This is a genomic window from Pedobacter africanus (assembly GCF_040548825.1).
Taxonomy (GTDB): Bacteria; Bacteroidota; Bacteroidia; order Sphingobacteriales; family Sphingobacteriaceae; genus Pedobacter; species Pedobacter africanus_A.
Genome location: NZ_JBEPSL010000004.1, coordinates 47,306 through 61,023 on the forward strand (window position 1 = coordinate 47,306; position 13,718 = coordinate 61,023).

A 13,718-nucleotide genomic window follows, 5' to 3' on the forward strand; every position below is an offset into this window, starting at 1 on the left:
TGAAAAGGTTTATGACATTCAGTAAACACAAGCCTGTATCAACTGCAGCAATTCGGCCCCCTTTAGGTTTCCTGTCAAAAATGGCTTTCCCTCCTCTATTTCCTAGCAAAATGACAGCTATCCCATTTAATTGTACTAACGTATTGGCACAAAGTTTAGTTTTTTTAGGCAACGTAATATCTTCGTTATCGATAAAATACGGTATATATAGCTTTTTTTATTTTTTCATAGCCTGAATCGTTAGTGATACATCTTTATTGCTTGCAGGCAGGGTAATCTGGAGCAAACCAGCATAAGGCACGTTGGCTTGCGCCGGTTTCCCATTTGCCAATACCTCATACTCAAATGCCGGGTTCATACACACCAGAAAGCTTCTGGCATGGGCAACTGTGGCCTGGTCAAAAGAAAGATTTGCTTTGTAAGCCGACTGCTTAACATTGAATTCCTGGTCCCGAACCCATATTTCAAAACCGGTAGTTACAGTACCCGGCTTAAAATAAGCCGAAAACCAGGACAGCACTGGGGAGGAGAGCCCTCCAAACTGATGCCAGCCTGCGCCCCGCCCTGTTTTGGCAGAGAAATATTCAAATGTCGCGTACGAGTTATCGACCTCTTTCTTAAATACGTCCAAACCTTTCAACGCTATTTTCTGTGCCAGATCAAAGCGCCCAAGATCAAGCATGGCCTTCCATGCAAACCACTGGTGCGGCATCCATACCGAACCGTTCCAATAACCTATCGGCTTAAAATACGGGGCCGACTGGTCAACCACACATATACCGGAAGGTGTCCACATGTGTTTTTCTGAGAAGATCTTTTCTATCAATCTGGCTTCCTGTGCCGGTGTGCAAATACCAGCAAAAAGCGGATAGGCTCCATCCAACCCCATATTGTGGTCCTCACCACTCAGTGGGTCCTTAAAATGTCCCGTCGGATTTCCCTGTTTATCATGCAGCACGTAACTGAAATACCCTGAGTTTTCATTCCATGAATGCTGCTGCAAAGCTGTTGTAAATGCTTTAATATCGGCATCGTAAGCGCTCAAATCCCTGTCTTTCTTTAAGGCAATGGCCGCCATTCTCAGCATTTTTGCAATCCGGATGCTATAAGCATTATTCACCGCAGCGGCAACTTGTTTAGTGGCCTTTTGCTCATGAACAGTCACCTGTGCAGGGTAGTCGTCCCAGCCGCCCGAATTGTAAAAATAATCCCAGGATGTCAGCATATCCGATTTTAATGACCTGGTGGTTGAACTGCCGTAACGCCCGGCCATAAATTCATAGTAACGCTTAAGGCGCGGATAGAAATAAGCAAGGGCCTCGCGCGATTGTGTTTTGTTCCAAAGATCAAAAAAAGCATAGATCTGCACCGGGTATGGGGTACCGTGCTGGATAAATGCATTCTGGTTCCCCTCAGCAGTGGTATATACGTTGATGCACTCAGCCGCCAGTTTTGAACTGATCTCATTTAGCCCCACCGCAATAAAACCAGAGTCCCAGGTGTACAGGGAATTGTACCATTTGCCCGGAGTAAAATGACGGATATAACTGTTTTGGGTATACACCGGGTACATAATATTGGTCATGAGGGTTGCTTTGAGTATCTGCTGGCTAAATGCATATTTTTCACCCGCAGGCAGCAGTTCCGTATCAGTCGGAGTCCCCTTTATAGCTATCACCTTTTGCTTCAGTTCATTTAACCGGCCCAGTCCTTTTTTTACCTGTTCATAACCGCCTTTGCACAATAGCGCATAAACCGTTTTCTCTTCATGGGCATCCAATTCCACAGGTCGGATGTAAATATTCGCGAAATTTCCCTTGTTGTTCCCCACAAATGTTTTATGCGTCTGGTTATTTACATGACGTCTGAAAAAATAGTCCAGTTCATCGTTTTTAAATTCCCTTATCCTGGCGTTGTTGTCATCCCAGGCTATTCCATAGTAATTGGCGATCTCCTTATATTTCAGCACCAGTGTTTTCGAATCCATATCTTCTTTTACCTCGGGAGTAAACTGCTTCTCCAATGCCACTACCTGGGGCAATGGGTCACCTGAGGGCACCAGCGCAAAGCCGTTAAACTCTACTACATCCCCAGCCTCAGATGCTAGCCAAAACGCCTTCAAACCTGGTTTAGCAACACGATAAGGAATCTTTAATTGCTCCAGGTTCCCCGTACCTTTTAACCTGATGCTTTCAGCTATCAAACCACCTGTATGAAAAACCTGGCTTGTGCCTTTTTTCATGCGGTAGAACAGGATCAGCTGGCCTTCCAGCTGCCTGTCGTTTAATGAAACCTGGTAATCTACCCTGTTACCTTTTGTACTGCTAAACGCAGCGCCAATGCCCCGTCCATTTAGGAGTGCTTCGTTTCTCAGTTCAGCGGCCAGCCATCCATCATAAACCAGATTGTCACGTGGTCCGGGTTTGGCAAACTTAAGCGATTGATAGTCCACTGCGTTTATCCACACTGAACCCTTTCCCAAATGAAGGCCATACAGAGGATAGTTTTCGGGATAATCCAGGTACGACATCAGGTTAATGTCCATACTTTGCGGCAAGGCCGTGTTATTCACGCATTGTACAGCCACCAGTACCGATGAAGAATCGATTACTTCATAAGTTACGTCGGCATAAGCTTCATCCTTCCAAAGCAATTCATGCCTGAATGTATATTTTGTTAATTCGTCATTCGATTTCCAGGGGAAATAATCCGATTGCAGCAAAACATGTGGAACAGAAGGCTTATATCGGTACAGGCCCGGAAAGACCGAAAAATCAAACCGGATGCCCGACTTAAATTCCGGAATATGTGAAATTCCTGCATATCGCTTGGAATATGGCCCCCACGCTGAAAGCAACATGTCGTGCGTAGTATTCAGCGCTTTGAAATCAGTCATTTTCTTTTGCTGCGCAAAAAGCAACACCGGCAGGCATAGGGCAACAATTTTAAACAGTACTTTCATGGTTAAGTTATCATTTACCAGTCTGGATTTTGAACCAATTTCGGATTTGCCTGTATCTCTGCCTGCGGTATTGGCATGCGGTACATCTTTGAATCGAAGTACCTGTTGTCTATGGTCTTGATCTGGTACTGTACAGCAGTTGGGGAAACCCAAACCGGAATCTGTGCCTTGATGTCGAGATCGGGTGTCAGCTTCCAGCGGCGCAGGTCCCAGAACCAGTGTTCTTCAAAGCAGAATTCCACCCGGCGTTCGTGCCTTAATTTCAAGCGAAACTCCTCCTTGCCAAGCCCCGAGGCAAGCGGAGGCATTCCACCGCTAAGCCCCATATACTCCGGTTTACCTGGAGGGTATTTCGCCCTGGTGCGCACTTCGTTCAGCGCATCCAAAGCAGTTCGGGTTAAACCCGGCCCTGTACCTTCCGGTCCATACACTTCGTTCATCGCTTCCGCATAATTCAGTAATATTTCAGCATACCGCAGGTAGGGATAATTCTGATTGGTACGGGTACCGGCCGAAGGGCTGCGTGCGTTCCAGGTTACGTTCAGGGTCAGGTCACAAAACTTCACGTTAAATACATAAGTGTTGTAAATGCTGGGCAGCATATTGTGGGCCGGCGTTTTTGCCACCCCAGCAGCCACATCGCCAAATTCAGCAGTTTTGCCCAGTATCTGTGCACCATTGTAAATACAATCACGGTAAAAACGTGGGTCCCTGTTCTTATAGGGGTCCTGTAAATTATGCCCCGAGGCCGGATCATCAACCGAATAGGCTACACCATTTTTCAGCACCTCATATTCCTTCACCATATTATACGTTACCTGATTGGCACCGCCCAGTGCGTAGGCCCCGGTACCATTGTACAAACGGTAAGGCACATTGGTAGCACTGAAATAGGCCATCGGCTCCTGCATGCGGGCGTATATGATTTCAGTATTGGTGCGTGTATTAAACAAAGTGGCAATATCCTGGTGCAGCTGGTAGGCATTCAGGTTCATTACCGCCTGCGCGGCCTGTGCAGCTTTAAGCCATTTTCCTGCATCATATTTCCCGTTAAAAGGTGAATCGGCCGGGCTGCTGCTGTCATTCCAAAGCGGACTTGCTGCATACAGCAGCATTCTGGCTTTCAATGCAAGGGCTGCTCCCCTGGTAGCCCTCCCCAGTTCGTTATCTGTATAAACTGGCGGCAAATCCACCGCGGCCTCATCACATAACTGCACAACATAGTTTATCGTTTCGTCAAAAGAGCTTCGTGCAACAGTAACATCATCCAGGGGATCTACTACCTTTTTAACCAGGGGCAGGCCACCAAATTCTTTGGCCAGCTCGGCATAGTTAAATGCCAGCAGCCACTTTGCTTCGGCCTTACGAATTTTCCGGGTAGTCTCATCATAATTAAACTGGGGGTCCAGCGGCACCTCATCAATATGTGCCAGAAAAAGGTAACAGGCACGGATGGCCACATAACCGTCCCTCCAGTCGCTATACGAAAATAAACCGGTACTGCTGGGTGTCAGCGAACCTGCATTGTAATCGCGTACGGGAAGGTTGCCCTGAATATTGCTCGACCCATTTTCCGTTCCTACATCAAGCAGGTAATTGTGCCTCCAGCGCGAACCTGCAAAGTCTGTTCTTGGCAGCACCGGAAGTATCTGCCGGTAAATGTCCATTAAAAATTTATCGCTGTTGGTCGCATTGCCAAACACATCACTTATTCCTCTGCTGGCTGTAGGATCCAGCAGGTCTGCCCCGTCTTTGGTGCAGGACAAACATGCGGTCATTACAAAAGTCACAACTAAAAATATCTTTCTCATAATCTTCATTCTGATCCTTAAAAGGTAATGTTAAGCCCGAAAGCATAGAATTTATTTTGTGGAGAATACACTCCTGTTGATGCACCGTTTGTCCCGGGAGCATCCGGATTGCTGGAACCAACGTACTCGGGGTCGATATGATACTTTTTCATCCCCGAGAAGGTAAGCAAATTAGAACCGCTTACAAAAAGCCTCAGCGCCGATACCCGGAGTTTTTGGGTAATGGTTTTAGGGAAATCATACCCCAGTTCAACAGCCCTTAGCCTCAGGTATGCTGCATTCAGTTTATGAAAGGTAGAGGCCAGCCTGGTCTGCGGGGCGCCCCCAATCATCAGCAACGGATACTTAGCCGTGGCACGGGTATCCAGCCCACGTTCCGGATCATATACCCAGCGGTCTTCCATCTGAAAGGGCTGAACGTTATTTGCAAATTCATACCGGATGGCACCTGATGGCCGATAAGCGACATTCGAAGCCCCATACCAGTTGGTTGAAAGATAAAAGCCTTTATAATCTGCCCCAAATGTAAAGCCAAAGGTTATCTCAGGTGTTTCGGTATAACCCTGATAAGCCATATCATCGTTATTGATCACCTTATCTCCATTCAGGTCGGCAAACATCAATTCCCCAGCACGCACCCCTGAAGGTTTGGCCACATCCGGGTTCAGCAGGTCCTCCTCACTGTAAAACTTACCCGTCCAGGTATACAGGCTTTCTGTCCCAATGGGATGTCCCGTTGCGTATTGCCAGTCATACTTCTGCTTGGCTTCCCCCTTGAAAATCACTTTATTTCTCACAAAGGTATAATTGCCCCCAAGGTTATAACCCAATCCCCCTATCTTGTCGGTATAACTCAGCGACAGTTCCAGGCCTTTATTATCTACCTTACCAATATTCAGTGCCGGAAGTTTGGCCGTAGTCAGCCCGGTATAAATAGGAAAATCAGACCGCTGGGCAAGGATGTCGTTCCGTTTTTCATAAAACAAATCCCCGGTGAAACTCAGACGGTTGTTAAACAACTTTATTTCCAGGCCAAAATCAAGTTTGCGTGCCGTTTCCCAGGTTACCAGATCGTTTCCCAGCATACCTTCTACCAAACCGATTTGCGGGGTACCTGCACCCGTTCCCAGGTTATAATAACCATTGAGCGTATTATCTGTAGCAGGAGCTGATGGGGCTGCAAAATTATACTGGTAAAAGTACAGCAAACCGCCGTTCAGCCTGTCGTTCCCTACTTCACCATAGGAAGCCCTCAGTTTCATGAAATTAATAAGCTTCAGGTTCTTTTTCATAAAGTTCTCTTCCGAAAGCACCCAGCCCAAAGCACCTGCCGGGAAAAAAGCATAACGGCGGCCTTTCTTAAAAGCATCAGATCCGTTGTAGCCAAGATTGGCCTCGGCAAGGTACTTGTTTTTATAAGCATAAGTCATACGGCCAGCCACGCCCTGAAAATAACGGGGCAAAGCGGCTTGCGACTCGTTGGTTGATTGTGTCAAAACCCCCATCGCAGTCAGGTGGTGGTCATCAGCAATCGTTTTATCATAATTCAGTGCTGCCTCTATCTGCTGCGTCCGTCCAAAATCCTGAAATTGCCCACCTACCGCACTATACCAGGGTAATACTTCGGCCCTTTCCAATGTATAAATACCAGTTGAACGCTCATAGCTAAATATAGCGGGGTTTCTGTTCAGCTGCCTGGTTGATCCATTGCCAAAAGTCATCCCATATAAAGCACGAAACCACAAGCCGGGGGTAATGAAATCCAGTTTCTGGTTCAAAGTAAAATTCGACTCTATGCTATTGGATAACCGCCGGATAAAACCACCGTCATACAGATCAGACAGTGCATTCCAGCCAGAAATTGCTCCTGCCCCAGCGTTATAAGAACCATTGGGATTGTACAATTGCCCTTCATTGGGTCTTCTCGTTACAATGTCGTACCAGGCCACACCGTTTACCCGCTGTCCGCTGCTCTCAGCTTTAATGGGTGTATTCAGGTCATTTAGCCTTCCGTTAAGCTTCACGCTGAGTTCCGTACTCTTGGTAATGGAAAAGTCCAGGTTCGACCGAAGGTTGTAGCGTCGGTAATTATAGTCGGTATTGTTTTCCTTACGGCCAACAAAAATGCCGCCCGACTGGTTATATTCTCCACCAACATAATACCTTATCCGTTCAGTTCCACCCGAAATATTGGCCACATGCTGCTGCTCCATAAAATGATTGTTCTTTAGCACGTCGGCCCAGTTTACGTCCGAATGCCCGATAGGATCCTTTCCGTTACGGTAAAGTTCCAGGTCTTCAGCTGTATATAAGGTAGAAAGATTTGCATTTTTCATGGCTTCATTGTAAAGCGTAGCATAATCATAAGACCCCAGAAACTTCGGAAAGTCCATCGGCTGCATTCTCCTGAACTGGCTGGTTACGCTAACCCTTGGCTTACCGGCCTCGCCTTTCCTGGTGGTGATCAGGATAACCCCATTGGCTCCTCTTACCCCGTATATTGCGGTAGCAGAAGCGTCTTTTAAAATGGTAAACTGTTCAATATCCTCTGGATTGATCCTCGAAAGGGAACCTTCTACCCCATCAATCAAGATCAGGGCACCGGTCGCATTCAGTGTAGATTTTCCACGGATATAGATCTGTGCGTCATCAATGCCGCCATTAGAGTACCTGTTTTGTACCCCACCCACCGCACCATCCCCCATACGGGTGATCAATCCGGGTACACTGCCCCCCAAAGCATTGCTTAGGTTGGAGGGGGCAGCCCTGCGCAATTCCTTTACATTGATATTAGAAATTGCCCCCACCACACTTGCTTTCTTTTGCGTACCATAGCCTACAACTACCACCTCATCCATCGATCTTGCGTCTTCCGTAAGGCTTACGTTAATTACTGTGCGCCCATTAAGCGGCATTTTTTTTGAACTGTAACCTACCGAGGAAAAGACAAGCACCGCATTGGCATTAGGCACGCTAATGGTATACTGCCCCGAACCATCTGATGTTGTTCCCAGTCTGGTTCCCTCAACCACAATATTTATTCCCGGCAGTCCGGCCCCCTGGCTATCTGTAACCTTCCCCTTAACGCTCAATTGCTGCGCCATGGCATCTAAAAAAATGATGCTGAACATCAATAATATAAATAATTTCTTCATAATTCCTTTGTTTAGATTTACCAACCTGTGTTTTGCACCAATCCCGGATTTCTGCTGAGTTCCTCCTGAGGGAAGGGGTAATAATACATTTTGGATGTAAACACTCTCGGTTCTACCACCTCGGGCGTATAGCTGTATGTAGTGGCTCCCGTTTTCAGGATTTTCAGGCCCGATACGGGTTGGTTGAGTACCGATTCCGCTATTTTCCACCTCCGCAGGTCCATATGGCGGTGTTCTTCAAAAGCCAGTTCAATACGCCTTTCGTGACGGATGGCCGACCGCATCAGGGCCTGTGTAGTGGCCTGCGGCACAGTCAGGTTACCCGTTAAGCCTGCGCGGGTGCGGATCAATGCAATGGCCTGCCTTGCAGTCAACCCGTAGGTAGCGGCATTATCCGGCCCATAAGCCTCGTTCATGGCTTCTGCATAATTCAGCAATACCTCGGCATACCGGAACAAAGGAAAACAATGATTTGTATTGCCTGTAGGTGCAACCCAGCGGGCATTTACATTCAGGAATTTCCGCAGGTAGAAACCGGTGCGGGTTGGGTTGGTACCAACTTTGTCTTTTCCACCTTCAAATGTCTCTACAAGGGCCGATGTCCCGCTGTTCATCCAGGTGGCACCATTAAAAATAATACTTTTGCCAAAACGCGGATCTCTGTTGGCAAAAGGGTTTGCCGCATGCGCGGGATTATTCCAGTCAAACGGCACCCCCGTAACCATTTCATAGTCATTTACCAGGTCCAGTGTAGGGCAGGTACCCCCTAATCCACCACTGATGCTTGGCAGTCCGTTTAAACGCTCGATGGTATTGTTTGCCGGTTCCATTTTCGAGAAAATGATCTCGTTGTTCCCTGCAATAGTGGTAAAAAAAGCTTCATAACCGGCACCTGATGTACCCGCAGGATATAAGCCGTACACATTGGCAGCTCCGTCTTTAAGGTTAATTACCGCAGCAGCAGCCTGGGCCGCGGCTTCCCATTTTGTCACATCAGCAGCAGTGTTGTTTAGCGGACTGGCCGCGTACAGCAGCAAACGAGCTTTCAGGGCCAGTGCAGCGCCACGCGTAGCCCGGCCAAAATCTGACGTTGAAGTCGGATATACCAGCGGCAGTAACGGTGCCGCTTCGTTACAGAGCTCAGTTATATACTTTACACAGTCTGCATAAGAACTTTTAGGAATGTTCATATCATCAGCAGCGCTCAATTGCTTTTTCACTATCGGGTATCCCCCGAAACGTTTCAAGAGTTCGAAATTGAACAGGGCCCTCAAAAATATAACCTGCCCATGATATTGGTCGCGCTCAGCAGCTTTCAGTTCATTGGCCCCATTACCAATAATCAGGTTAGGCCCTATATCTTCAGTATAATTAAATGTACGTCTGATGCCTGCGTACATGGTCCGGTACGGGCTATCCCATAAATTTGCTGCCGAAGAATTCCATTGCCCGGCACCCCAGCGCTCAGCAGCCGAATTGCGTGTGGCATGTACAGCCTCATCAGTGGCAGATGCCAGCATCGCTGTAAAGGCACCCGGAGCAGGCACACCGGGTGTAGCACCGGCCGCACCGCTGATCTCGTCATTACTGCCGGGGTTTACATCCATACGGTTATAGCCCCTGGGCACAAAAGTGTACAGGTTATTGATAAATTGCAGTACCGTTACCTTATTGCCATAAATTGAACTTGCCTGCGGAAAATTAGCCGGTACAGCATTGATGTTCTCTTCAGAACAGGATTGAACCAACAGGGCCATTGCAAGGCATATCATAGAAAATATTGTCTTTTTCATCTCCGTCACCATTAAAATTTAACATTAAGCCCTACACTAAAAGAGCGTTGAAGCGGATAACTCAAACCGTTATCCTGGGCCTCCGGATCCTTCTGTTTTACCTTATCCCACAAAAACACATTATTGCCATTCACAAACAGACGTGCGGTCGATATCCCAATTTTGTTCAGCACACCTGCAGGCAGCATATAACCCAGCTCAACATACTTGAGCCTTAAAAACGAATTGTCCCTTAACCAGTAAGAGTTCTGCACAAAGTTGTTGGTATTGTTTAAGGTCAGCCGTGGATAGGCGGCCGACTGCCCTGAACCCGGCGTCCACCGCTGCAGGTGGTGCTCCAGTACATTGCCCCTTCCGCTATTGGTAAACTCATTATAGGTAGCACCCGAATTATAGGTAGTACCCCTGGCCGTTCCCTGAAAAAATACATTCAGGTCAAGCCACTTGTATTTTAAACCCAGATTAGCCCCATAATTCACTTCAGGAATTTTAGCATAACCTATAGCCATGATGTCGTTGTTGTCGATCACATTATCGCCGTTTAGATCTTTGTACTTCAGATCACCGGGGCGCTGTGTCCCTAAGGAAGACTGGTCAGGAAGACTGGCAAAATTGTCTGTTTCTGTATAAAAACGATCAAAAACGTAGCCCATCCTTGTCCCCCTTGGGTTACCGGTCTCGTACATCCAGGGATAATTCCTGAATTGCTCGGCCTTTTCTGTAACCTCGTTTTTTGCAGATGAATAGGTAGCCGTTATGGAATATTGAAGTTCGCCCGCCTTATCTGCCCAGCCGGCCCCAATTTCAAACCCGCTGTTTTTAAAAGTACCAATAGGGGCCACAATTGGCGCCCCGTACATGGCACTGATGGCATTAGCGACCAGAATGTCATTTGTTTTCTCATTGAAATAATCCAATGAAGCATTAAACCTCTTGTTAAACAGGCTAAAATCAAGACCCACATTTGATTTCAGACTTTTTTCCCAGGTAATAAAGGGATTCCCGATCTGGCTCTGGAACACGCCTTGTGTATTGGCGGGTACTGTACCAAAAGCAGCGCCCCCAACCCCTGCTGCGCCCTGAGTGTAGGCATTCAGGTAGTCGAAATATACTCCGTTTGCCAGCGAACCTGTCCGCCCGTAGGAGCCCCTGATCTTTAAAAAGCTGATGAAGCTATCCTTCAGGAAAGCCTCCTCTGAAAGGATCCACCCGGCCGATACCGCAGGAAAAAAACCATAGCGGTTGCCCTTAGGGTATTGCTCGCTTCCCTGCAGCGCAGCCACCATTTCCAGCAGATACGTGTTTTTAAAGCGATAAGAAATCCGGCCTTTAGGCCCCTGGAAATTTCTGGTCAGCTCTGTCGAATTCCCATTGTCCAGCTGTTGCCTTTCGTACATCAGCATTGCAGCAATGCTGTGCTCACCAAAAACGGCATCATAGTCAAGCGTGGCCGAATGATCAAAAATCCGTTGCCTGGCCGTGTAGCCCCCCGAGCCCGTTCCCTGGGTCCCATCGGTCCCAAGCCTGGTATAGGTAGCAGGATGGCTTCCGGCGTTTAAGGAATATACCGCAAAGGTCTTGCTCCGGCTAAACTGAAGTTCGGCATAGCTGGTAAAACCCAGGTTGGCCCTCAGCTTTAAGCCTTTCAGCAGGCTATTGAAATCGTAAGTCAGTTCAGAAAAAGTAGACAAAGAAGTAATGATGTAATTGGAATAACCGCTGTAATTGAGCATTCCGTAGGGGTTATTGGTATAAGTCAGGTTCCCTCCAAGTGATCCGTCGGCGTTTTTGAGGGGATAAGCATTGGCAGGCGTGCTGTACAAAGCACCAAAAATCGTTTCATCATAACTGTCGCTATAGGCACCCGGCGCATTCCTTTTTTCTCTTTTAGACCTTACATCTGTAAACAGGCTCAGGTTCTTTGTGATGTCCAGATCTATGTTCGCCCTGACGTTCAATACGTTCAGGTTGGAATTGGTGTTATAGGTATTGATATTTTTATCCGTATTAAAAATACCATTGTCATTTAAGTAGCTGGCCGAAAAGTAGTATTTCGCCTGCTCTGTTCCACCTGTAATGTTCAGGTTGTTCCTGGTTTGCAGCGAGAATTTTTTCAGCAATGTTCCGGTCCAGTCTACATCCGGATACAGGAAGGGGTCGCTGCCACTCCGGAAGCCCTCCAGTGCCGCAGCGTTGTATTTTGGTGTAGCTGCCGGATTATCGTTCAGCTGTGCTTCATTGTACAGCAATGCATAATTGTAGGCGTTCAGAAATTTGGGTGCCCGTGTAGGCTGCTGAAAAGAAGATTCTACATTATAATTTACCCTGATCTTTCCGGGCTGACCTCTTTTGGTGGTGATGAGCAGCACACCGTTTGCAGAATTCAATCCCGACAAAACCGCAGCGGCAGCATCCTTCAGAACGGTCACACTTTCTATGTCATTTGGTTCAAGCATGGTCACATCGTCCATCCTGCCATTGATCAGGATCAGCGGCCTTCCGGTCCCGTTAAAAGAATGAAAGCCCCTGATCTGGTACGAATTTTCTTCTGTGCCCGGCAGGCCGTCGAGCTGACTTACAAAAAAGCCCGTTGTGCGTCCTGAAAATGAGTTTAACCTGTTGGTACCCGGCACATTGCTTACCTCGGCCCCTTTTATTTCGGAAACTGCTCCTGTAATGTATTTTTTGTGCTGACTGCCATACAATAGCGGTACCGGCTTGTCCAGGCTATCGGTTTTCTTTTCCTGTGCTTCGGCCTGGTAACAGGAGAACAGCAGGAACCCTGCGGCGGCTATGCTGAGTTGTGTAATTTTTTTTATCATATAAATGACGTTTGATTAAGATCCGGGAATAGTTGTAAAGTCAAACAATTGTATTTGAAACCTTGGATAGCCGCCACTTTGCGGCCCCGTAGCGGGCGGATTTTGCGACTCCATACCTACCACGCCACGCATATCGCCATTATCGTCAATAATCTGCATCAAGGCCGAAGGATGCATATTGCCATTATAGCCCGGCCAATGGTTGGCGGTTGTTCCATTGTGCGACAGGCAGGCGCAGAAATTTATCCAGGCCATCTGCCGGCCATTGTTATTGCTCGACATATGGTAAATGATGCCTTCCCTTGCAGTGGCGCAGGATCCGGTACAGGCCGTACTTGGCTTCCAGGCATGCTTTGTATTTTTTGGATTTGGATTGGAAGGCGTGGTAAAATCAGCCAGCCCCCAGGCAGCACCAGTCCATGCACTTGCGGTTGCAGGCGTAATGGTAGTCACTGCCGGAGGCCCGTCATTGTAGGAAACCATTACCCTTCTGCCGGTTGTACTGGTAACAGACAATGTGGGCACATCACTGATGGTTTTGAAAGTACTCCATGCCGCATTACTGCCATAACCGCGACCATGAGTCACATTATAACTGGAAGAGGCCGGAACAAACTTCAGCCTTGCCAATCCGGGTTCCGGAAGGCTTACATCCCAGCTTTCCGAATGGCCTGCCCCAAGGCCCGATGTCCAGCTGATCACCAGCCTTCCTGTTGTGGTGTCATAGGTATAATCACCAGCCCAGTTGGCATATACTCCTGCCGGAACCATCCAGCCATAGGGTGTATGATTGTTTACTGTTTTGGTTACCCCATCAAAAGTACAGGTATGTGTGCCCAGCACCTGAACGTCGTGTTTATCATTATAAGACCAGGACCAGAAGGTTGCGGCCACAGTGCCATTGGTTTCATTAAATGTCCAATTGCCCAGTCTCACCCAGGGCGTGGTATCCATATTGCCCAGGGTTACCGAAAAGTTCTTTTTGCCCTGCGGCAGCGGCTGGGCAGCAGCAACCTTGCTTACCGAAGCCAGATGCCTGCTGCTTTCCTTACTTTCGGTAGCAACCTCTGCAGCCTGGTATTTGCTGCAGGATTGAAACGAGAACTGGACAACGAATAAAATCGTCATATACGCCCAGGCACGGGAATTAATGTTTTGCTTTTTCATTGTGGTGG

General features: G+C 47.7%; 6 protein-coding genes. All 6 read right to left on the minus strand.

The annotated features are described in order from the left end of the window. Positions 1–217: 217 nt before the first annotated feature. The 6 genes from ABIE26_RS19920 to ABIE26_RS19945 are packed head-to-tail and all read right to left on the minus strand — an operon-like array spanning position 218 to position 13,710. Positions 218–2,962: an MGH1-like glycoside hydrolase domain-containing protein gene (locus ABIE26_RS19920; RefSeq protein WP_310145147.1), complete on the minus strand. Its 2,745-nt coding sequence runs from the start codon at positions 2,960–2,962 to the stop codon at positions 218–220. A gap of 14 nt (positions 2,963–2,976) precedes the next feature. Continuing rightward, a complete protein-coding gene (locus tag ABIE26_RS19925) occupies positions 2,977–4,773 on the minus strand; it encodes a RagB/SusD family nutrient uptake outer membrane protein (protein ID WP_310145148.1) in 1,797 nt (598 codons plus the stop codon). A gap of 17 nt (positions 4,774–4,790) precedes the next feature. Beyond that, on the minus strand, positions 4,791–7,928 hold the full coding sequence (locus ABIE26_RS19930; RefSeq protein WP_310145149.1) for a SusC/RagA family TonB-linked outer membrane protein: 3,138 nt from the start codon (positions 7,926–7,928) through the stop codon (positions 4,791–4,793). Positions 7,929–7,945: 17 nt separating this feature from the next. Next, positions 7,946–9,721, minus strand: a complete 1,776-nt coding sequence (locus ABIE26_RS19935; RefSeq protein WP_310145150.1) for a RagB/SusD family nutrient uptake outer membrane protein — start codon at positions 9,719–9,721, stop codon at positions 7,946–7,948. Between the two features lie 11 nt (positions 9,722–9,732). After that, positions 9,733–12,543, minus strand: a complete 2,811-nt coding sequence (locus ABIE26_RS19940; protein WP_310145151.1) for a SusC/RagA family TonB-linked outer membrane protein — start codon at positions 12,541–12,543, stop codon at positions 9,733–9,735. Positions 12,544–12,558: 15 nt separating this feature from the next. After that, the gene (locus ABIE26_RS19945; RefSeq protein WP_310145152.1) at positions 12,559–13,710 is read right to left on the minus strand and encodes a hypothetical protein; all 1,152 of its coding nucleotides are present in this window, start codon (positions 13,708–13,710) and stop codon (positions 12,559–12,561) included. Positions 13,711–13,718: the final 8 nt, after the last annotated feature.

Coding starts and splice junctions, on each gene's coding strand:
- ABIE26_RS19920 (WP_310145147.1), bottom strand. CDS start 2,962: ATGAAAGTACTGTTTAAAATTGTTGCCCTATGCCTGCCGGTGTTGCTT.
- ABIE26_RS19925 (WP_310145148.1), bottom strand. CDS start 4,773: ATGAGAAAGATATTTTTAGTTGTGACTTTTGTAATGACCGCATGTTTG.
- ABIE26_RS19930 (WP_310145149.1), bottom strand. CDS start 7,928: ATGAAGAAATTATTTATATTATTGATGTTCAGCATCATTTTTTTAGAT.
- ABIE26_RS19935 (WP_310145150.1), bottom strand. CDS start 9,721: ATGAAAAAGACAATATTTTCTATGATATGCCTTGCAATGGCCCTGTTG.
- ABIE26_RS19940 (WP_310145151.1), bottom strand. CDS start 12,543: ATGATAAAAAAAATTACACAACTCAGCATAGCCGCCGCAGGGTTCCTG.
- ABIE26_RS19945 (WP_310145152.1), bottom strand. CDS start 13,710: ATGAAAAAGCAAAACATTAATTCCCGTGCCTGGGCGTATATGACGATT.